The sequence below is a fragment of the Gordonia lacunae genome (assembly GCF_002149015.1).
GTDB classification, from domain to species: domain Bacteria; phylum Actinomycetota; class Actinomycetes; order Mycobacteriales; family Mycobacteriaceae; genus Gordonia; species Gordonia lacunae.
Map to the genome: position 1 here is coordinate 155882 of NZ_NGFO01000006.1, position 21196 is coordinate 177077.

Below are 21196 nucleotides of genomic sequence, written 5' to 3' on the forward strand. Positions count from 1 at the left end.
GCTACCCCTTAGACGATCAGACGTTGAACCGGAACTCGACGACGTCGCCGTCTTTCATGACGTAGTCCTTGCCCTCCATGCGCACCTTGCCCGCGGACTTGGCCGCGGCCATCGATCCGGCGGCGTCGAGGTCGTCGAAGGACACGATCTCGGCCTTGATGAAGCCCTTTTCGAAGTCGGTGTGGATGACACCCGCAGCCTTGGGCGCGGTGTCGCCCTGGTGGATGGTCCACGCGCGGGATTCCTTGGGGCCGGCGGTGAGATAGGTCTGCAGCCCCAGGGTGTGAAAACCGGCGCGCGCCAACGATGTCAGGCCCGGCTCCTCCTGCCCGATGGAGTCGAGCAGTTCCTGGGCGTCCTCCTCGTCGAGCTCCAGGAGCTCGCTCTCCACCTTGGCGTCGAGGAACACCGCATCGGCGGGTGCGACGGCAGCGCGCAGCTCGGCCTTCTTCGCGTCGTCGGTCAGCACGCCCTCGTCGGAGTTGAAGACGTAGAGGAACGGCTTCGCGGTCATCAGGTGCAGCTCGCGTACCGACGACAGATCGAACGAATCCTGCTGCGAGAACAGGGTTTTGCCGGTGTCGAGAATCTCCTGCGCCTGCTTCGCGGCGGCCAGGGTCTCGGCCAGGTCCTTGTTCTTGCGTGCGTCCTTCTCCAGGCGCGGGATCGCCTTCTCCAGGGTCTGCATGTCGGCCAGGATCAGCTCGGTCTCGATGACCTCGATGTCGGCGAACGGGTCGACACGACCGTCGACGTGGACGACGTCGCCATCGTCGAACACCCGGACCACCTGACAGATGGCGTCGGCCTCCCTGATGTTGGCCAGGAACTGGTTGCCCATGCCCTCACCCTCCGACGCACCCTTCACGATGCCGGCGATGTCCACGAAGGACACCGTGGCAGGCAGGATCCGCTCGCTGCCGAAGATCTCCGCGAGACGTTCGAGCCGACGATCCGGCAGTTCGACCACGCCGACGTTGGGCTCGATGGTCGCGAACGGATAGTTCGCGGCGAGGACGTCGTTACGGGTCAGGGCATTGAACAGGGTCGACTTACCGACGTTGGGCAGACCGACGATTCCCAGGGTGAGACTCACGGGCGCCCAGTCTATCGGCAGGCGGCCCGGCGTCCGGCGGGGCGTCGGCCCAGCGGGTCAGTCGCGGTCGAGCAACCCCTTCACCGGGTTCGGCGGATCGTCCGGCGGGTCCTTGTCGGGAACGCCGACCTGAGTCGTCACCGGGGTGTTCGGCGGTGGCAGCGACTCACCGGCGCGCTCGGCGATCAGCTCGTTCAGGTACCGCAGGACGACGGCCAGGGAGGCCACCGCGGGCACCGCGAGGAAGGCGCCGGTGATGCCGAAGAGCGTGCCGCCGAGCGTCACCGACAAGAGCACGATCACCGCGTGCAGGTCCATGGACTTGGCCTGCAGCCACGGCTGCAGCACGTTCCCCTCGAGTTGCTGCACCGCGAGGATGATGCCGAGCACGATGAGCGCGGTGGTCAAACCGTTCGACACCAGTGCGATCAGCACCGCCAGGGCACCGGCGACGAACGCGCCGACGATGGGGATGAAGCCACCGAGGAAGGTGATCACCACCAGCACGCCGGCGAGGGGTACACCCAGGATGAACAGGCCCAAGCCGATGAGTGCGGCGTCGACGAAGCTGACGATCGCCTGCGTGCGGATGAAGCCGCCCAAGCTGTTCCACATGCGGGTCAGGACCTCGCCGAGGTGGTTGCCCGACGGGCGGCCGACGGTGCGGTCGAGCCACGGCACGAACTTCGGGCCGTCTTTGAGGAAGAAGAACACCAGCACGAGCGAGGTGAACATCGTGATGAGGACCGAGGTGGCCGTCCCGACGCCGCTGAAGACCCCCGCCGCGATGACCGACGCGCTCGACTGCAGTCGGCCGGTGATCGTGTCGACCATGTTGTCGAGCTGTCTGTCGTCGATGTTGAGCGGCGGACCCTGCACCCAATCCTGGAGGTGCCGGACGCCGTCGGTCGCGCGACTGGCCAGTTCCGGGGCCTGGTCGACAACCGACGGCACGATCAGGCCGATCACGCCGCCGAGCACGCCGAGCCCGATCAGCATCATCAGCAACGACGCGGCGGCGGCCGGTATCCCGTGGTTGCGCATCCACCGCACCGGCGGCCACAGGATGGTGCACGCGATGATCGCCAGCAAGATGGGCAGCAGGATCACCCAGAACTTCGCCAGCAACCAGAACAGCACCCAGAGGGCGGCGGCCACGAGCACGATCTGCAGGCCCACCGTCGCGCAGGAGCGCAGGCCGGCCATCATCACCTGCGCCCGCGTCGGATACGACTTCTTGCCGCCGCCGAGCACCGCGTCGCCGCCGAGGACGGCATCGGCACCGAGCTTGCTGGTCTCTTGTGTCGCGTCGGCGGACGTGCCGTCCGCGCGCTGATCGTCCGAGCTGTCGGTCACCTGAGGGATCCTCACACATCGCGGTGACAAAGCGACATCGACGCGGCGACGGCCGGCCGAACGCGACCGGACCGCCGACGAGATCTGCGGCGACGGATCTGCGGCGACGGATCAGTGGCGACGGAGTTTGCGCCCGAGGTACCGGATCAGGGAGTTGATGGCCTCGAGCTCGGCGTCGACCTGGTTGAAGACGGCCGGGGCGTCCCCGCGCCCGTCGGAACCGGCCCCGGCTCGTGGCCGGGCGGCGTCGACCGACGAGAGTGCGTGCTCGACGACCTGCGAAGGCGGCTTCATCGGCGGAGCCACGACGCCGAGCTCGGCTTCTTCGGCGCAGACGCGCCTGATCGTCTCCGGGCCATACAGGCCCATCATCATCTCCAGACCCCAGGCGGGGAGTCCGGCGAGCGGAAGGTCGTCGTGCCGGCTTCGTCGGCGGCCATCGAACCGGGTGGTCATGGCGTCATGGTGCCACACGCATGTAACCCAGATCACACTTTTCGCCCGCTCAGTGGGACGGCTGTCGCCGTGTCCGATTCCCGCCAGACCCCGCCGCCGCCGGGTGACACAGTGGACCGGTGACCACACGCATCGCAACCGACGCCGACACCGCGGGAACCGCGCCGGACTTCGACCGGTGTTACCGCGCGGTGCAGGCCCGCGACGCCCGCTTCGACGGACAGTTCTTCGTCACGGTCCGCACCACCGGTATCTACTGCCGTCCGTCGTGCCCGGCCCAGACACCCCGGCCCGCCAACGTCGGATTCGTGCTCACCGCCGCAGCGGCCCAGCAGCAGGGCTTCCGTGCCTGCCGGCGGTGCGCGCCCGATGCCGTACCCGGGTCTCCACTGTGGAACATCAACGCCGACATGTCGGCTCGCGCGATGCGGCTCATCGCCGACGGGGTCGTCGAACGCGAGGGAGTCGACGGACTCGCCACGCGCCTGCGGTACTCGCCCCGGCATCTCACCCGGGTGCTGACCCGGCATCTGGGCGCCGGGCCGCTCGCCCTCGCCCGGGCGCATCGGGCCACCAACGCGCGGGTGCTCATCCAATGCACGACGATGCCGATGACCGACATCGCCTTCGCCGCCGGATTCGCCAGCGTTCGTCAGTTCAACGACACCGTCCGCGCGGTCTTCGGGCTCACCCCCACCGAACTCCGCCGACTTCCCCGTCGCAAGAACACGCCGAACGGCACCGATTCCGCGCCCGGGAGCGTCACCCTGCGACTGCCGTTCCGCGCGCCGTACCGCTGGCCGTGGATGCGGTGGTTCCTCCACGCCCACGCCGCCGCGGGCGTCGAGTCCGTGGTCGACGACCCGAACAGCCCCCATGGCTGGCGCTATCGTCGGGTCCTCGCGCTGCCACACGGCATGGCCTCGGCAGAAGTGGAACCACGGGACGATCACGCCGTCGTGGCGCTCCGCGGACTCGACATGCGCGATCTCGGTGTCGCGGTCAACCGGATCCGTCGTCTGCTCGACCTCGACGCCGACATCACCGCCGCGCAGGACGTGCTGGCCGCGGACGACACGATGCGACCACTGCTCGAGCGCGCTCCCGGGCTCCGGGCGCCGGGAAGTCTCGACCCGGCCGAGACGATCATCCGCACGATGCTCGGCCAGCAGGTCAGCCTCGCCGCCGCCCGCAACCAGATCGACCGGCTCGTCGACGTCCTCGGTGAGCCCGTCGGCGACACGTTCCCGCCTGCGTCCGACGACGCGTCGACGGCAGATGGCGAGCCGCCGTCGAAGTCCTTCCCGACGCCGAGCGTCATCGCCGCCCGCGGACGCGAGGTCCTGCGGGGGCCGAGGCGGCGGGTCGACGCCGTGATCGGCGTCGCCGAAGCACTCGCCGACAGACGAGTGGAACCGCATGTGGGGGTTGATGCGTCTGATCTTCGTGCCCAGCTCCTCGAACTGCCCGGCATCGGACCCTGGACCGCCGACATCGTCACGATGCGAGTCACCGGCGATCCCGACGTCCTGCTCACGAACGATCTCGTGGTCGTCCGGGCAGCCGCCGACCTCGGGATCGATCTGCGGAAGACCGAGCACTGGGCGCCCTGGCGCTCGTACGCGACCATGCACCTGTGGCGACACCGACTCGACGCCGCCGGGCAGATCGTGTGACGGGCAGACATCCGACGACCGACTCCCCTCTCGATCCCTGCACCGATCACCGCCCCACCGAATTGCTAGGAGCGACATGTCCGCACCGACCACCGCCCGCGACACCACCGGCCCCGGATCCATCGGCACCGAATCATCCGTTCGCGGAACAGACCGTCCCACAACCACGATCGCCGGCCATGCCATCGTCGCCACGCCGAACGGTCCGTTCACCGTCATCGCCGACCCGGACCTGAACGTCCTGGCGTCGGGCTGGACCGACGACCCCGCCTATCTGACGGCACTCGTCCACCGGGCTCTGCGACCGGAATCGCTCCGGCCCTCGGCCGCGCTGGGCTCGATCACCGACGCGGTGTCGGCCTACTACGCCGGGGATCTCGCCGCGCCGGCGCGCATTCCCGTCGTGCAACGCTCCGGCGGCGTCTTCCTGGGCCCGGCCTGGGACGCCCTGCGCAAGGTCGAGGCCGGGCACCCCGTCACCTACACCCGCTTCGCCGAACTGGCCGGCCAGCCTGCTGCGGTACGGGCCGCGGCGGCGGCCTGCGCACGCAACGCGGCCGCGCTCTTCGTGCCGTGCCACCGGGTGAAGCGCAGCGACGGCTCTCTCGGCGGCTTCCGGTACGGCCTGCCCACGAAGCAGTGGCTGCTCGACTTCGAGGCCGGCGTGGAGGTCGCCTCGGCCGACAGGTGACGCGCGGAACGCGCCGGGCCGGCCGACGTTGTCGGGGGTGTCCGACACCATCGACGACATGACTGCTGCTGCGCTCGCCCTCGTCGTCGGACTCGTCCTGGGGATCGCGCTGGGCTGGTGGGCGCACGCCGCCCGCAGCGCCGCGACCGTGGCGGCCGCCCGCGCCGAGGTGGAGATGCTGCGCGCCGGGCGCGAGGACGTCGCGTCCTCGCTGTCGTGGGCCACCGAGGACGCGGCCCGGCGGCAGTCGTCGGCGATCAGCAGTTCGGTCGCCCACATCGTCGAGCCGCTGCGCGCCAACCTGGCGCAGCTCGGCGACGAACTGCGCCGGGTCGAGAACAACCGGATCGGCGCCTACGCGGGCCTGACCGAGCAGGTCCGCGGAATCCACTCGGCATCGATCGCGCTGAGCGATCAGACCCGGCAGCTCGCCAACGCGTTGCACAGTCCGCACGCCCGCGGCCGCTGGGGTGAGGTCCAGCTCGAGCGCGTCGTCGAGCTCGCCGGGATGACCAAGCACTGTGACTTCAGCACGCAGGTGTCGGTCACCGACACGTCCGCCGCCGACGGGAGCCGCAACGGCGCCACACTGCGTCCGGACCTCGTCGTCCACCTCGCCGGCGGCCGCGACATCATCGTCGACGCCAAGGTGCCCCTCGACGCATACCTGCGAGCGGCCGAGGCCACCGACACATCCGCACGCGACAGACTCATCGGCGAGCACGCCCGGGCATTGCGTGCGCACATCGCACGCCTGTCGGCGAAGTCCTATTGGTCGGCTTTCGACAACACGCCCGAGATGGTGGTTCTGTTCCTGCCCGGTGACGTCGTCCTCGAAGCCGCGGCGCGCACGGATCCGGATCTGCTCGAGTTCGGCTTCGCCCGGAACGTGGTCATCGCCACCCCGACCACACTCATCGCCCTGCTGCGTACGGTCGCGCTCGGCTGGCGGCACGATGCGATGGCGCGCGACGCCGCGGTCATCCACGACCTCGGTCTGCAACTGCACCAGCGGCTCGCCGGTGTCCTCGGTCATCTCGGCTCGCTCGGCACATCGCTGCAGCGCACGGTCGACGCCTACAACGCGACGATCGGTTCGGTGGACAGCCGCCTGGGGGTCACCGCGCGCCGACTGGCCGAACTCGATGCTCTCGGCGACGTCCCCGAGGCACCGCGACCTCCCGTGATCCACGACACCTGCCGGGCCGCAGGATCGACCGTCACACCTGGGACGACGCCGGAGCCGGCACCGACGCCACGGGCCGGGGGTGGAACGAAATCCATCGACGAACCGGTACCGTGACCGTGTGCCTTCCCCGCAACGTCTCCAAACCGCGGTACCACTGGACCAGCAGTCGGTACTGCCCGCGGTCCGCGGTGTGCCGTGGTGGGGCGCCGTTCTCCTGGGTACCGGGATCACGGGCCTCGGTGCGGCGATCGACGCCGGCAGCAACGATTCGCTCGGGTCGATCTACAAGTTCTGTTACCTCGTCGGCTGTGTGATCGCAGCGCTGGCCGTCCGCCGCCGTGCACTGTTCACCGCTGCCGCGCAGCCGCCGCTCATCGCTTTCTTCGTCAGTATCGTCACCCTCTACGGCATCAATTCCGAGCAGGCGTCCTCGGGTCTGAAGAGCCTGATCTTCAACGTGCTGCTTCCCATCGCCGCAGACTTCCCGTGGATGTTGACGACATTCCTGACGACGTTGGCCCTCGTGCTCGCCCGGTGGTTCCTCACCCGCGACGCGGGCGAGTCCGGCAAGCGCGGGACCCCCAACCGCGACACGTCGAGCCGCAACCCGGCGAGCGGGGCCGCGACCGGCAGCGGCACAGACCGGCAACGCGGTCGGGCGACGTCGCATCGCCGGGCCAAGGGCGCCGGGACTTCCGGATCGACCGCAGATGCCCCGTCGGCGTCGCGCCCCGACAGGTCCCGAGCCACCGACAAGCCCCGGCCTGCTGACAAGACCCGAGCGGCCGACCCGGCTCAGCCGCMCACCCCCTCGGCGAAGTCCCCCGGGTCGAGACCGGCCCCGAAGTCGCAGGCCGCGCCGGGGAGCCGACCGAAGCCGCGGACCAGCGGCGCTCCGGACCGGCCGTCACCGACCTCGCGCTCGGCGGGTGCGTCCCGTTCCGCCTCGGGTGCCCAGCGTCCGACGGTCGCGGATCTGGGGGCCCCCGACCTCACACCGTCGGACGCCGCGCCGGCCACCCCGCGCCGCTCGGACATCCCGACCTACGAGTCGGCGACCGACATCCCACCGGCCGGAGTCGCCGACACCCGGTCCTGAGACCTCAGCTCTCGAGGTTCAGTTCCAGCCACCGACCCAGACGCTGCGCCGCGGCGTCGACGAGTGCGGGCCACTCCATCGCACCCTCGTCGGCGTTGTCGGTGACCGCTTTGACCAGTCGGCAGGGCACCCCGAACTCAGCGCTCACATGCGCGACCGCGCAGCCCTCCATGTCGACGAGATGCGCGTGCTCCGCCAGTTCCCGGCGACGAATCGGATCGGCGACGAAGGTGTCGCCGGAGGCGAGCACGGTGCCGTCGCCGCCGGGGAGGTCCCAGCGGTCGGTCATCTCGTAGCCCATCGCCCGTAGCTCGGTGCTGCTGATGTCGTGCTCGAGCACCGTCGAGGGCAGGAAGAGGCCGAGTTCGGCGTCGCCGGTGACACCGTCGCGCAGGGCACCGGCCGTGCCGATGTTGACGACCGCGGTGACCGGCGCGCCGCCGGCGAGTTCCCGGCTCAGTGCCAGCGTCGCCCGCACCTTGCCGATACCGGTCACGAGCACCCGTGTCCCGGGCGGCACATGTCTGGCCTCGGCGCGCGTCGCGGAGACGACCAGGACACCGTGTCGGGGCATTCCGTTGCGAGTCACGCCGACGATTATCGCGTCACCCACGAGCGAGCGCCGCGGCCGCCCGCGCCGCCTGGCCCAGCGATGACCCGTATCCGGGACCGTGGCCGGCGGCGTGCACCGCGAGCGGGTGCAGTTGATGGACGTCGACGCGGTCCTGCCGACCGGAGTCGAGCGGGTGGACGTCCTCATAACCGTCGACGATCGCATCGAGGTGCGGACAGCCGAAGAGCGCGAGCATCGCGAGGTCGGTCTCCCGGTGACCGCCGTGCGCGGCCGGGTCGATCATCACGACACCCGCGGGAGTCCACATCACGTTGCCGTTCCAGAGGTCGCCGTGAATCCGCGCCGGTGCCTCGGCGTCGTCGAACACGCCCTCCGCGATGAGGGCACACGCGGCACGGACCGCATCCTCGTCGGCGGAGGTGAGATTGCCGGCCTCGCGGGCAGGGACGAGATACGGTTCCACCCGCTCGTTCGCGTAGAACTCGCCCCATGACCGGTGCTCGACCGAACTCAGCGGTCGTCGTCCGATGAAGAGCTGACCGGGGAACGGCGTGCCGTCCGGATCGGCAGGCGGAGAACCGAAGTGCGGGGCGCCGGCGTCGTGCATCCGAGCGAGCGCGGCCCCGAAGTCCCGTGCGGCCCCGGGCGTCGGGCGGCCGTACTCGAGCCGTTCCAGCTCGATGGCGTCTTCGACCACCGAGATCACCTGTACGACAGGGGCGCCCGCGTCGTCGAGCCAGCGTAGGCCGGCGGCCTCGGCCGCGAAGAAGTCGGGATGACCGCCCGGCGGGCCGCTGTCGCGCAGCGTCTTGACGAAGGTGGGGCTCACCGGGGCGAGTGCTCGTCGGCCGCCCTCGCCTCGAGGCTCCGCGCGCTGACCCGGGCGAGCCGGTCGAAACGATCGTTGGCCACACGCATCGCGATCTCGTAGGGCAGCGCGAACTTTCGCGCCCACCAGTATCCGAAGCGGATGTCGAACGAGGTGTAGACCAGGAAGCGGTTCTTGCGGACGCCCTTCAGGATCGCCGCCGCCGCGACATCCGGCGACACCGCGACCTTGTGAAAGCCGTTGATGGCGGCCTTGATCCGCGGGTTCTCGCGGTCGACGCCGACGATCTCGACGGAGTCCACCAGTGGCGTGTCGACACCGCCCGGGCACACCAGCGAGACCCCGATACCGTGGCGCCGCAGATCGAATCGCAGCACCTCGGACACCCCGCGCAGACCGAACTTGCTGGCACTGTAGGCAGCGTGCCACGGCAGGGCCAGGAGTCCGGCGGCCGACGACACGTTGACGATGTGCCCGCCGCGGCCCCGCCGGATCATCTGCGGCACAAAGCTTTCGATGATGTGAATCGGGCCCATCAGATTGACGTCGACCAGCTTTCGCCAGTGGCGGTGTTCGAGATTCTCGACCGTCCCCCACGCCGAGATGCCGGCGATGTTCATCACCACATCCATCACCCCGACCTCGGCGTCGACCTGCCGCGCGAACCCGGCCACCCAGTCGAAGTCCGAGACGTCGCCCGCGACGTGGTAGAGAACCGTTCCGTCGGCCGCGGTGATGGCCGCGACGACGTCGTCGAGCGGGTCGGCGTGGAGGTCGGTGAGCACCAGTTCGGCGCCCCGGGCGGCGGCGGCCTGGGCGGTGGCCCTGCCGATTCCGCTCGCGGCACCGGTGATGAGCACCTTGCGGCCGCGCAGCGACGGCACCGGGGTGTCCATGAACAGCAGCTCTCTGAGACCCATGACGCGAGGTTAGCCGTCCGCCGCGGCGGACCTCAGCCGATCGGCGGATCAGCAGGTCGGTCTCGGCCGCTCGGCCCGGCCGCGGACACTCAGCCGATCGGGAGCTTCCCGTCGAACAGTCCGTAGACGATGGTCAGCATCGCCTTGAGTACCTGAGCGGACACGTCTTGGCCCTGCGTCATCAGGAGCCGCGCCACGGCTTCGGGGTCTTCGGTGGCGAGGAGTTGCTCGACGAACGGGATGATCGAGGACAGCCCGCTCGCGTCGTCGGTCGGCGCGGACGGCGCCGGCCCGGCTCCCGTGGCCGCGTTCCCGTTGACGTAGTTCAGGATGCCGTCGGTGATGGCCATGGCGTACTTGACCTGACCGTCGCGCCCGGCGAGTGCCTTCGCCTCTCCCGGGTTGGCGAGGTTGCCCATCTCGATGAACACCGCGGGCACCTTGGTCAGGTTCACCGCCGCGATGTCGGAACGGGTCTGGATGCCGTCGCGGACGCCGGCATAGTTCGCCGACGGGAACCCGGCCTTGACGAAGGCGTCCCGCATCGTCGTGGAGGCCTTGCGTCCCTCGCCGGACTGCACGCGATCGACGGTGGCGTCCGGTACCGGGAGCGACGGCACGATCATGTGGAAGCCCTTCTTGGACTCGTCGGCTCCGCGCGCTGTCGAATCGGCGTGCAGGCTGACCGCGACCGCGGCACCGGAGCGACTGGCCGCGGCGGCACGTTCGTCCACGCAGCCGCCCCACCCGGTGTCGTCCGGACGGCTGAGGACCACGCGTGCCCCTTGGCTCTCGAGACCTGCTTTGACGAGCTGTCCGATCTGCCAGTTGACGGTGTGCTCCTGGGCGCCGTTGACCCCGGTGGCGCCGCTGGTCTGACAGTCCTTCTTGCCCCCACGGCCGTCGGGCACCTGCGCTCTCAGGTCGTGGCCGGCCGCCGAGGCCTGATGGCCCGGGTCGAGGAAGACCGTCTTTCCCGCGAGGGCGGTGCCACGGGCAGGGGCCGCGTCAGCGGTCGGCGCGAACAGGTTCGACGCCACCACCGTCGAGGTGGCCGCGACCACCGCGAACGCGATCGAGGTCAGGCGTTGTGTTGTCGTCTTTCGGAACATGTTCTGTCGAGGCCGCGACGCACGCAGGGTGCGCTCGTCACTTGCCTCACTCCCTCCCGTTGAGTACCACTGGTCACACTGGTCACAGACTTAACAGTGAAACAAACGAACCGCGGAATCCGAAATGGTCGTCCTGGCACGACGGGATTTCGTTAGGGAGATGTGACATCCGGACCGGCGTGTCCGTCGAGTGGCGGCCAGTCGGCCCGGTCACTCCGCGAGGTGGCGCAAGACGCCGAGGATGCCGTTCTCGTCGACGGCATCCGTCGGGCGGGCGACCGCGGCCTCGAGTTCGGCATGGACAGCCGCCACGTCGAGGCCGCGCCCGATCGCGACCACTTCGGTGGCCGGGCGACGGTCTCCCCACGGCTCCCGCAGCACACGGACGAACCCGCCCACACCGTGTACGACGAACCGCTGACGGTGCCGCGGCACATCGAAATGGACGATCCCCTTGATCCGGAAACAACCATCCGGCGGCCGTTCGAGGAATCGGGCAAGGCGACGCGGGTCCATCGGCCGGTCACTCGAGAACGACACCGACTCATACGCCGCGTGCAGATGCTCGTGGTGGTCGTGACCGGCGTCCTCCTCCAGTAACAGCTCGTCGAGGGTCATCTGACCGGGACGAGCCTGGTCGACCTCGCGCTGCGCGACGTCGAACAGCAGCTCCGGATCGATCGCGGCATTCCGGGTCACCACTCGCGGCGCCGTCGCATTGAGCTGTGCGACAAGCGCTTCGACGGCGCGTCGGGATTCATCCGGGATCAGGTCGACCTTGTTGACGAGGACGAGATCGGCGATCGCGACGTGCGCGTCCAGTTCCGGGTGCGAGCGGCGCACCTGCTCGAGGTGAGCCGCGTCGACGACGTACACGAGTCCGCCGTAGCGGAGTCGTGCGTCGGCCACCGACGTCACCATGCGGATGAGCGACTTGGGTTCGGCGATCCCGCTGGCCTCGATGACGATGGCGTCGAGGCCCACGCTCGGCCGGACCAGTGAGGTCAACGCGTCGGCGAGGCCATCCGCGTCGACGGTGCAGCACATGCACCCGTTGCCGAGGCTGACCGTGCCGTCGGCCTGCGCCGAGACCAGCAGCGCGTCGATGTTGACCTTGCCGAAGTCGTTGACCAGTACGCCGAGGCGCGTGCCGGCAGCCCCGGCGGACCGCAGCAGATGGTTGAGCAACGTCGTCTTGCCCGAGCCGAGGTATCCGGCCACCACGACGACCGGGACCGGACCGCGACGGTCGGATGTCCTCGCGGTGCTCATTCGCGGCTTTCGGGTCCCAGGCAGTCCGGACAGATGACGGCGAGGTCGCGTCCGTCCCGATCGGGATGGTTGGCGACGTTGCTCGTCGGGTGGCCGCAGTCGACGCACCGGCCGAGTACCTGCGCGTGATCGGAGAACTCCACGCCCATCCGGTCGTCGAAGACGTACAGCGATCCCTGCCACAGCCCGTCGTCGCCGTAGCGCTCGCCGTACCGCACGATTCCACCGTCGAGCTGGTAGACCTCGGCGAAGCCCCGGTGCCGCATGACCGTGGAGAGGACCTCGCAGCGGACCCCGCCCGTGCAGTAGGTGACGATCGGCCGGTCCTTGAGGTGATCGAAGGCGCCGCTCTCGATCAGTGGCACGAAGTCCCGGGTGGTGCGCGCCTTGGTCGTGACCGCGCCGGCAAATCGTCCGACCTGTGCCTCGATCTCGTTGCGCCCGTCGAAGAAGACCACGTCGTCACCGCGGGCGTCCACGAGCTCGTGCACCTGCTCCGGAGTCAATCGTGTCCCCGTGCCGACCACGCCGTTCTCGTCGACCTCGATCTCGTCGGGGACCCCGAAGGTCACGATCTCCGGGCGGACGCGCACGCTGAGCCGCGGGAAGTCCCGGCCGGTGCCGTCGGACCACTTGATGTCCGCTCCGGCGAACCCGGGGTACGCGCGGGTCGTCCTGACGTAGCGTTTGACCGCGGCGATGTCGCCACCGACGGTGCTGTTGATCCCGTGGCGTGACACGATGATCCTGCCCCGGACCCCGAGCGACTCGCACACCGCCAGCTGCCACAACCGGATGGCCTCGGGATCGGGCAGTGGGACGAAGACGTAGAACAGAACGATCTTGGGGGTCGGCACAGTGCAAGGGTACGGAAATCGGCGACCCCGCCCCGAATCCACATCGGGGTCCCGCGACCGCCGATTCCTGCGCGTGATCTGCGCAACCGCGGCAATCGGGACGCTGTCCGTTTCGGTCGCGCTCGCCGGGTGCTCATTGCCGTCCGAGTCGGGTCCCTCTCGAATCGTCATTCCGCCCACCGACGAGTTGTCGACGGTGACCGAGACAGAGTCCTCGTCGACGACGTCGACAACCGGTGAGGACTCGGCACAGAATCTGCCCGAATGGACGATCGGGCGAGTGGTCGCGATGGCCCCACGCGTCGACAATTCGCGTTTCCATCAGGGCTCGGTGACCGAGGACTCTCCGCTGCAGGACTCATCCGGCTTCCATTTCTCCACACCGGACCGCGCGGTGAATTGTTCCACCGGCACCAACGGCTCCTCGACACTCGCCTGCCGCATCGACGACGAGCAGGGCGACGACTCTCCGGCGCGACCTCCCTCGTCCGTCCCGGCGGCCTGCGACTGGGAGCGGGATCTCGCCCTCCTGGGACCGGACGGGCCGCAGCGCGGTGCATGCGCCAATCGATATCCGGTTCTCTATCGGAGTTCGATTGTGGACTTCGGCCGGACTATTTCGATATCGCGCTTTTCTTGCCTCGTTGAGACCGTGGGGATGTTTTGTCTCGAATCGAGATCCAAATCAGGATTCGCAATCACACCGAACGGTTACCAAACGATCTATGCGGCAGATCGAGCTCCCGAATCGCTGGTGAGCGTGTCCCCCGAGGAATCGGACGAATCGTCGCGCCGGACTGCGGGGGCAGACGCCACGACCGCGACCACAGCGTCATCGAACCGGACCGCCACTCCGCGTAACCCGACGCCGAGTACCAGCACCGAGCCAACTCGTTAACAATCGGCCGTGTCTCGACTTCCCTAATGCTATTCAATGATTTATGGTCTAGGCGGGGGTTCTCAGCAAGTACTCATGGTTTGAGTCTAAGCTGTGCACAGTTGGAATAGATCAAAACGGGGGGACGCAGGTTTCGATGCCTCGCGCGTCCGTCTTGGTCGGATGACACAATTCGAGGGGACAAGCATTTCATGGCGAAAAAGGAAATCGTTCAGGTCATCGACGATCTCGACGGCAAGGTACTGGATCAGTACGAAACCGTCCGGTGGTCGCTCGACGGAAAGAACTATGAGTTCGACACCTCGTCGAAGCATGCGCAGCAATTCCGCGATTCGCTGTCGAAGTACCTCGACATCTCCCGTCAGACCGGCCGTGTGACCAAGCGCGCGACCACGGCTTCGACGGCGACCGGGGGCGGCCGCAACAAGGAGACCACCAAGGCGATCCGCGAGTGGGCCATCAAAGAAGGCTACGAACTCAGCGATCGCGGACGTATCCCGCAGAGCATCATCGAGGCCTTCGAGGCCGCACACTGACCGGTCAGACCTGACCGTCACCGAACACGAGACCCACTGCCCGGCCGCTCTTCGCGCGCCGGGCAGTGGGCGTTGAGAGGACTGTTCACCATGAGGTCCTTCACCCCACTGTCGGCCCCGGTCGACCCGGTGCGGGCACTCGAACGCATCTCGTGGCTGCTCGAGCGTCGCCGCGAGAGCACCTACCGCGTCGAGGCCTTTCGCCGCGCCGGACAGGCGGCGGCCGGGCTGGACCCGTCCGAGTTGCGGGCGCGAGCGGCCGCCGGCACTCTGACCGCGATCAAGGGTATCGGCAAGACCACAGCGGCCGTCATCGGCGAGGCTGCCGACGGCGAGCTACCGGGATACCTCGCGCGGCTGCAGAGCGAGGACCCGCCCACCGGCCCCGATGATGCCGCCGGTCTCGTCGAGGCCGTGGTCGGGGACCTGCACGCCCACACCGACTGGAGCGACGGCGGGGCGCCGATCGACGAGATGGCCGCCGCCGCGGAGGCCTCCGGTCATGACTGGCTCGCCATCACCGACCATTCGCCGCGCCTCACGGTCGCGAACGGGCTGAGCGCGGAACGGCTCGCCGCCCAGATCAAGGCGATCGATGCCTGGAACTCCGCTCATGCCAGCACTTTTCATCTTTTCCGTGGGATCGAGATCGACATCCTCGACGACGGCGCGCTCGATCAGACCGACGAGATGATCTCGCGGCTCGACGTCGTGACCGCGTCGGTGCATTCCCATCTGCGGATGGCGCACGCTGCGATGACCTCCCGGTTGGTCGCCGCGGTTTCCGACCCCCGGGTACACGTCCTCGGTCACTGCACGGGACGTCGGGTGTTGAGCGGCCGCGGCCACCGCCCGCCCTCGACCTTCGACGCCGAAGCCGTGTTCGCCGCGTGCGCCGCCCACGACACCGTCGTCGAGATCAACTCTCGTCCGGAGCGGGTCGACCCGCCCGACGAGTTGATCGATATCGCCCGGGACGCCGGTTGTCTGTTCGCGATCGACTCCGACGCGCACGCACCCGGACAACTCGACTTCAAGATCCTCGGCGCACGCCGGGCCGCGGCGCGCGGTATCGACCCGGACCGGATCGTCACGACCTGGTCGTCGGAGCGGTTGTCGGAGTGGCTCTCCCGATGACCGGGTGATCAGCGGGCAGGCAGGATGTCAGCTCAGGGCACCCACCCGGTCCCGGATCACCGGCAGCACACCTTCGGCGAACCAGTGCGCCTCCTCGATGTGGGGATATCCCGACAGGATGAAGTGTGAGAACCCTTCGGACTCGTACTCCCCGATCAGCGACGCGACCTCGTCGTAGCTGCCCACGAGTGCGGTGCCGGCTCCCCCGCGGATGAGGCCGACGCCCGCCCACAGGCCGGGGTGGATCTCGAGAGCGTCTCGCCGGCCGCCGTGCAGTTCGGCCATCCGGCGCTGACCGGTGGAGTCCGAGGCCGAGTGCAGGGCGAAGGCCGTCGCGATCTCCTCGTCGGAGATCCCCTGCAGCAGGGTGTCGGCGACCCGCCACGCCTCCTCGGAGGTCTCTCGTGCGATGACATGGAGTCGCACCCCGTATTCCAGCGACCGGCCGACTGTCGCCGCGCGGCGTGCCACCTCGGCGATCTTCTGCCCGGCCACCGCAGGCGGTTCCCCCCACGTGAGGTAGACCTCGGCCCGTGATGCGGCAACCGTCAGCGCCGGGTCCGACGAGCCGCCGAAGAAGATCTGCGGCTTGACCGCCGGCGGGTCCGGCAGGAACGCGCCGGCGATCTGATAGAACTCGCCGTCGAAATCGACCGTCTCTCCGGCCCAGAGCCTTTCGACGATCTGCACGAATTCGTCGGTGCGCGCGTATCGGCGGTCGTGGTCGACCCAGTCACCGAATCGTCGTTGTTCGACCTCGTCGCCGCCGGTCACGATGTTGACCGCGACCCGCCCATCCGAGAAGCGCTGCAGCGTCGCGGTCTGCTGTGCGGCGAGGGTCGGCGAGATCAGGCCGGGACGGAACGCCACGAGGAACTTGAGCCGGCCGGTGTGTGTGATGGCGGCGGCGGTGGTGAGCCACGCATCCTCACACCAGGTTCCGGTCGGGGTCAGGACGCTCTCGTAGCCGAGCCGGTCGGCCGTACGTGCGACGTCGATGAGATACGGCAGGTCCGGCGCCCGATAGCCCGGAGGGTGCCGTTTCGTCGCCGACGCGTGGGAGGCTCCGACGATTCCGCGACTGTCACCGGCGGTCGGCAGAAACCAGTGGAAATGACTCATGGGTGTGTTCCCTTCCGGGGGGCGGGCGATGGAAAGGGCAGCACTAGGACTGGGGCGTGCCGAACAGCGGTGCCAGGGATTCGTCGTAACGGTTGTCGACGAACGACGCGAAGTCGACCTGCACCTGCAGCTGTCCGGAATCGGCAAAGGCGTCAGCGAGTTTCTGCTCCGACGCCACGACGCTGTCGTCGAGTGCGATGGCGGGTCGCAGGCTACGGCCCTGCGCGACCTTGCCTGCCCGCGGATCGATACCGACCTCGGCGGAGTACTGCTCGGCCCACGCGTCCGGGTTGGCCGTGGCCCAGTTCGCGGCGCGCGCGATGCCGATCGCGAGTTCTCGAACCGCGGTGTTGCGACGCGGATCGGCCAGCGCCTCGTCACCGGCGATGCCGAAGCCGAAGCCGTTGGAGACGCCTTCGGCGGTGACGAGCGTCTTCGGATTGTTCTCGAGCTGCACGATCGCGGTGTACGGATCCCAGATCGCCCATGCGTCGACGTTGCCGGATGTGAACGCCGACAACGCATCCGCGGGTTGCAGGAACACCGGCTCGACGTCTTTGCCGGGCCCGAGGGTGAGACCGGCCTTGTTCAGTTGCAGCAGCAGATGTCCGTGTGCCGAGCTGCCCTTGGCGACGGCGACCTTCTTGCCCTTCAGATCGGCGACCGAGGTCAGCGGTGAGTTGCCCGGGATCAGGATCGCATCACCGCTCGCATTGTTCGCGTAGCCGGTGACGATCTTGACCTTCGCGTTCGCCGCAGCGCCGAAGATCGGCGGCGTGTTCCCGGTGACGGCGAAGTCGATCTTGCCTGCCGTCGCGGCCTCGATCTGCGGCGGGCCGGAGGTGAAGGTGGAGAACTCGACGGTGAACGGGAGCTTCTCGAGCTCACCGGAGGCGCGGAGCAGGGCTTCGGTGCCGCCCTTCTGGTCGCCGACACGAAGGGTGAGGTCCCGCAGTGAGGCGACGTCGACCGTCTCGTTCGCGATCGATTCGGCGTTGTCCTCGCGTTGCACGCATCCCGCGAGACCCAGGGTCAGGGCGGCGGTGGCCAGCACGGCGGCGAGCACACGGCGCCGGGGCCGGGTTGCGCGCACGGAGAAACGGTCGTCGGTCATCGGGTGCCTTCGGTTCAGGGGACGAGTGGTGCGGCGGTCAGCGAGCAGGATCGGCGACGCCGAGAGCGGTCAGCAATTCGGCTCGCAGACGCGGGATGTCGGAGTCGGGGTCGTCGGGCTCGCCGGCCTGCCGTGGGCGGGGCACGGCGAGGTCCTCGACGATCTCACCGCCGGCGAGGACGACGACGCGGTCGGCGAGCCGCAACGCCTCGTCGACGTCGTGGGTGACGAGCAGCGCGCCGAACCCGTTGTCGCGCCACAGACTGATGAGCAGCTCGTGCATCGTGCGTCGGGTGAGTGCATCGAGCGCACCGAACGGTTCGTCGAGCAGGAGGAGTTGCGGACGCGCCACGAGGGCACGGGCGAGCGAGACCCGTTGCGCCTGGCCGCCCGAGAGCTGTGCCGGCCAGGCACCCGTCTTGTCGCTGAGCCCGACCTCCTCGAGGGTGCGCCGCGCGCGGTCGCGGGCTGTCGACTTGCCGAGCTTTTCGCGAACGAGGCCGAAGGCGACGTTCTGCAGCACCGTCCGCCAGGGGAAGAGTCGGGGTTCCTGGAACGACACCGCCGGGTGGCCTGCGGTCCGCACGCTGCCCGACTCGGTGGTCGACAGGCCGGCGAGCAGTCGCAGAAGTGTCGACTTGCCACTGCCGCTGCGTCCGATGAGCGCAACGATCTCGTGCGCTCCGACTCGCAGGGTGACGTCCCGAAGCACGGGATTGTCCCCGTAGCTCAGGCTCGCATGCTCGACTTCGGCGGCGAAGGTGAGCGTTTCGGCACGCTCGTCGGCGAGCGGGACCTCGAGATCTCGGGTGGCGATGGCGGTCATGGTCGGGCCTCCTTGACTCGGGCTGTGCGGGATGGGGCCGTCACCGGTTCTGGTATCGCGTCGTATACCGCTCCAGCGCCCGCACGATGGCGTCGGTGATCAATCCCAGTGCGGCGTAGACGATCAGGCCGAAGAAGATGATGTCGGTGCGCAGGAAGTCACGAGCGTTGTTGATCAGGTACCCCAGTCCGGAGGTGGCCGCGATCTGCTCGGCGACGATCAGGCTCAGCCAGGCGATGGCCAGGGCCTGTCGCAGGCCGACCAGGATCTGCGGCATGGCTCCGGGGATGACGAGGTCCCGGATGGTGGTCAGACGAGAGAAGCCCAGCACTCGTGCGGTTTCCACCAACCGGCCGTCGATCTGGCGAATCGCGGCAGAGGTGTTGAGGTAGAGCGGGAACAGCGCCCCCAGCGACACGAGCAGGACCTTGGGCATCTCCCCGATGCCGAACCACAGGATGAACAACGGGATCAGCCCGAACAGCGGAAGTGCGCGGATCGCCTGCATGTTCGGGTCGATGGCCGAGTCGGCGAACTTGCTCAGGCCCACCAGTAGACCGAGGCCGATTCCGACCGCGACGCCGATGGTCAGTCCGATCGCGACCCGCTGCGCCGAGGCCGCGATGGCGTCGAGGAGTTGCCCGTTGCCCAGAACCTCCCACCCGGCCTCGGCGATCAGCGACGGTGCGGGCAGCTTGTCCTGCGGGATGATCCCCATCGCGCTGCCCACCTGCCAGAGCACGAGGACGGCGATGGGCGAGAGCGCGCGCAGGATCGTGTGCAGCCGGGACGATCTGCCCGCCTTGGCGGCTGCCGACGAGGCGTCGGTCGAACCCGGATCCACTGCCCGCGGGTCGCCGGGCGCGTTGATACTGAGTGTTCGGTCGGCCACGTGCGACAACGTTACGAATCGGGAAACACTCGCGACACCGTTGAGTTCAACGTGAGCACAAGTAGGCCGCCGGCCCACCGGTCGCGTACCGGCGAGCGGTCAACACGCGTTCGGCATCGCTCGCTGAGTCAACTCCGTTTGATGACGATCCCGGTCATCCCCGACGCCGATCCGGTCAGTTCGATCACCGGTCCGCCCGGACGCGTCGGCGCACCGGCCTTGTCCTTCACCTTCGACCATCCGGACAGTTGCAGGTCGCCGTATCGGATCTCGTGGTCGGGACCGATCCGCAGCTTCACCGTGGTGATGGACACCTGGAATTGGAGCGTCGTCGACGGCCCGGGAAACGACGCGTGGGTGAAGTCCAGGTCGACGGTGCCCATGCTGCCGGTGACGAGGGTCGACGGCGGGACGTCCCAGGTCCCCTTGCGTCGAACAGTGTCCCACTCGGCCTCGAGGTGCAACGGCGGCGTCGTCGGCACGGCGACTCCCGGCGTCGCGGGCACGGCGTGGGTCGGCTCGTTGAACAGGCGGCCGGCGTTCGGCAGGTTCTCCAGGACGGCGCGGAGATCGGCGCGGGTTTTGGCGGCGTACACCAGGCCGGATCGCTCCTCGAACTCCGCGATCTCCAGGTATCCGGCGGAGAAGGCGTCGTTGAGCAGGGTGACGGCACGTTCGCGTTCCGGGTTTCCGACCCGTAGATCGTCGTCGGGGAGGCGGTCGACCATGTCTGCCACCCTATTGCACCGCGTCACGACGGGCGCGAACGCGTGACACCTCTCCTGGCTGACGCGGCGTCAATTCTCCGCGCCCACGGAATCGGCGTTGTGGGCGTCGAGCGTGCGTATCGCCTCGGCGAAGGTCTCGAGGATTCGGACCGCAGGCCGGATGGATATCGAGGGATCAACAGCTCGTTGCACGCCGAGTCCGAACGTGGTGGCCACGATGAGGTCGGCGAATTCGGTGACCAGTGTGTCGCTCCCGGCTCCGATGCCCATTTCTGTGCTCACCATCTGCAGCGCGTTGACGATGGTGGCCTTCAGTCCGCGGTGCACCGTCGTGATCATCTCCGCCATGTCGGCGTTGTTGCGAGAGACGACCGCGAACTCCATCTCCAGCATCGTCCACCCGACGTCGCCGAGAGTCCGCTCGAACCATGACTCGATGGCGTCGATCATGTCCTCGACGGTGGCGTTCGATGCGACGATCGCAGCGACCTCGGTGAGCTTGTCCTCGTGAACAGCGTTCAGCACTTCGCGACAGAGGGTGGGCTTGTCGCGAAAGTTCGAGTACACCGCCCCTTTGGAGTACCCGGCGTCGTTCGCGATCTGCTCGAGGCTGGTCGACGCATAGCCGTCCTGGAGAAACCTGGCCTGCGCCGCGGCGAGTATGTCCCCGCGGGTAGCCGCCTGCCGCTCACCTCGGGTCATCCGCGCCATGGGCTCGAGTGTACGAGAACGGCCATGATTGACATACCGACAGTACTCAAATACCGTCGGTATCCGAATGGGGTGGGTCCGTCCGCCTCCTGTCGACAGGATGTG

Annotated in this window: 21 protein-coding genes; 6 read left to right on the forward strand and 15 right to left on the reverse strand. The window is 68.5% G+C overall.

The features are described from left to right. Window positions 1-16 precede the first annotated feature (16 nt). The 3 genes from ychF to CA982_RS07180 all read right to left on the reverse strand — a co-directional run bounded on the left by ychF (window position 17) and on the right by CA982_RS07180 (window position 2908). Entirely contained in the window at window positions 17-1096 is a 1080-nt protein-coding gene (gene ychF / locus CA982_RS07170; RefSeq protein WP_086534631.1) for a redox-regulated ATPase YchF, read from the reverse strand. 57 nt (window positions 1097-1153) lie between these two features. Further along, the gene (locus CA982_RS07175) at window positions 1154-2452 is read right to left on the reverse strand and encodes an AI-2E family transporter (RefSeq protein WP_086534632.1); all 1299 of its coding nucleotides are present in this window, start codon (window positions 2450-2452) and stop codon (window positions 1154-1156) included. Between the two features lie 111 nt (window positions 2453-2563). Beyond that, window positions 2564-2908, reverse strand: coding sequence for a hypothetical protein (locus CA982_RS07180; RefSeq protein ID WP_208617905.1), 345 nt, complete (start codon window positions 2906-2908; stop codon window positions 2564-2566). A 119-nt stretch (window positions 2909-3027) separates the two neighbouring features. Between CA982_RS07180 and CA982_RS07185 the strand changes: the two genes are divergently transcribed. From CA982_RS07185 to CA982_RS07200, 4 genes are all read left to right on the forward strand, one after another. Further along, a complete protein-coding gene (locus CA982_RS07185) occupies window positions 3028-4584 on the forward strand; it encodes a DNA-3-methyladenine glycosylase 2 family protein (protein ID WP_086534633.1) in 1557 nt (518 codons plus the stop codon). A gap of 169 nt (window positions 4585-4753) precedes the next feature. Beyond that, window positions 4754-5275, forward strand: a complete 522-nt coding sequence (locus CA982_RS07190) for a methylated-DNA--[protein]-cysteine S-methyltransferase (RefSeq protein WP_167383340.1) — start codon at window positions 4754-4756, stop codon at window positions 5273-5275. Between the two features lie 58 nt (window positions 5276-5333). Next, window positions 5334-6578 (forward strand): DNA recombination protein RmuC, encoded by a 1245-nt coding sequence (locus tag CA982_RS07195; RefSeq protein ID WP_086534724.1) that lies wholly within the window; start codon window positions 5334-5336, stop codon window positions 6576-6578. Between the two features lie 4 nt (window positions 6579-6582). Further along, window positions 6583-7563 carry a DUF6542 domain-containing protein gene (locus tag CA982_RS07200; RefSeq protein WP_086534635.1) on the forward strand — a complete coding sequence of 327 codons (981 nt, stop codon included), beginning with the start codon at window positions 6583-6585 and terminating at the stop codon, window positions 7561-7563. A gap of 4 nt (window positions 7564-7567) precedes the next feature. Here the strand turns inward: CA982_RS07200 and CA982_RS07205 are convergent, their stop codons facing one another. From CA982_RS07205 to trhO, 6 genes are all read right to left on the reverse strand, one after another. Beyond that, window positions 7568-8137, reverse strand: a complete 570-nt coding sequence (locus CA982_RS07205) for a nucleosidase (RefSeq protein WP_086534636.1) — start codon at window positions 8135-8137, stop codon at window positions 7568-7570. Window positions 8138-8168: 31 nt separating this feature from the next. Beyond that, the gene (locus CA982_RS07210; protein WP_086534637.1) at window positions 8169-8966 is read right to left on the reverse strand and encodes a fructosamine kinase family protein; all 798 of its coding nucleotides are present in this window, start codon (window positions 8964-8966) and stop codon (window positions 8169-8171) included. Then, entirely contained in the window at window positions 8963-9886 is a 924-nt protein-coding gene (locus CA982_RS07215; RefSeq protein ID WP_086534638.1) for an SDR family oxidoreductase, read from the reverse strand. The genes CA982_RS07210 and CA982_RS07215 overlap by 4 nt, the downstream gene beginning before the upstream one ends. 89 nt (window positions 9887-9975) lie before the next feature. Next, window positions 9976-10998 carry an N-acetylmuramoyl-L-alanine amidase gene (locus CA982_RS07220; RefSeq protein WP_086534639.1) on the reverse strand — a complete coding sequence of 341 codons (1023 nt, stop codon included), beginning with the start codon at window positions 10996-10998 and terminating at the stop codon, window positions 9976-9978. A 210-nt stretch (window positions 10999-11208) separates the two neighbouring features. Further along, window positions 11209-12270, reverse strand: a complete 1062-nt coding sequence (locus CA982_RS07225) for a CobW family GTP-binding protein (RefSeq protein WP_086534640.1) — start codon at window positions 12268-12270, stop codon at window positions 11209-11211. Beyond that, window positions 12267-13127 (reverse strand): oxygen-dependent tRNA uridine(34) hydroxylase TrhO, encoded by an 861-nt coding sequence (gene trhO, locus CA982_RS07230; RefSeq protein WP_086534641.1) that lies wholly within the window; start codon window positions 13125-13127, stop codon window positions 12267-12269. Before trhO ends, CA982_RS07225 begins: the two co-directional genes overlap by 4 nt. Before the next feature lie 1089 nt (window positions 13128-14216). Between trhO and CA982_RS07240 the strand changes: the two genes are divergently transcribed. Both CA982_RS07240 and CA982_RS07245 read left to right on the forward strand, forming a co-directional pair. Further along, window positions 14217-14561, forward strand: coding sequence for a histone-like nucleoid-structuring protein Lsr2 (locus tag CA982_RS07240; RefSeq protein ID WP_086534643.1), 345 nt, complete (start codon window positions 14217-14219; stop codon window positions 14559-14561). 90 nt (window positions 14562-14651) lie between these two features. After that, window positions 14652-15698: a PHP domain-containing protein gene (locus CA982_RS07245; RefSeq protein ID WP_086534644.1), complete on the forward strand. Its 1047-nt coding sequence runs from the start codon at window positions 14652-14654 to the stop codon at window positions 15696-15698. A 27-nt stretch (window positions 15699-15725) separates the two neighbouring features. On the opposite strand, the gene CA982_RS07250 is transcribed toward CA982_RS07245, so the two are convergent. The 6 genes from CA982_RS07250 to CA982_RS07275 all read right to left on the reverse strand — a co-directional run bounded on the left by CA982_RS07250 (window position 15726) and on the right by CA982_RS07275 (window position 21091). After that, a complete protein-coding gene (locus CA982_RS07250; protein WP_086534645.1) occupies window positions 15726-16820 on the reverse strand; it encodes an LLM class flavin-dependent oxidoreductase in 1095 nt (364 codons plus the stop codon). Window positions 16821-16863: 43 nt separating this feature from the next. Continuing rightward, a complete protein-coding gene (locus tag CA982_RS07255) occupies window positions 16864-17934 on the reverse strand; it encodes an ABC transporter substrate-binding protein (protein ID WP_086534646.1) in 1071 nt (356 codons plus the stop codon). A 37-nt stretch (window positions 17935-17971) separates the two neighbouring features. After that, window positions 17972-18760, reverse strand: coding sequence for an ABC transporter ATP-binding protein (locus tag CA982_RS07260; RefSeq protein ID WP_086534647.1), 789 nt, complete (start codon window positions 18758-18760; stop codon window positions 17972-17974). 40 nt (window positions 18761-18800) lie between these two features. Beyond that, window positions 18801-19652 carry an ABC transporter permease gene (locus CA982_RS07265; RefSeq protein WP_086534648.1) on the reverse strand — a complete coding sequence of 284 codons (852 nt, stop codon included), beginning with the start codon at window positions 19650-19652 and terminating at the stop codon, window positions 18801-18803. Between the two features lie 128 nt (window positions 19653-19780). Continuing rightward, complete coding sequence (locus CA982_RS07270) at window positions 19781-20380, reverse strand: DUF1707 SHOCT-like domain-containing protein (RefSeq protein ID WP_086534649.1); 600 nt, start codon at window positions 20378-20380, stop codon at window positions 19781-19783. Between the two features lie 69 nt (window positions 20381-20449). Next, window positions 20450-21091 carry a TetR/AcrR family transcriptional regulator gene (locus CA982_RS07275; protein WP_086534650.1) on the reverse strand — a complete coding sequence of 214 codons (642 nt, stop codon included), beginning with the start codon at window positions 21089-21091 and terminating at the stop codon, window positions 20450-20452. Window positions 21092-21196: the final 105 nt, after the last annotated feature.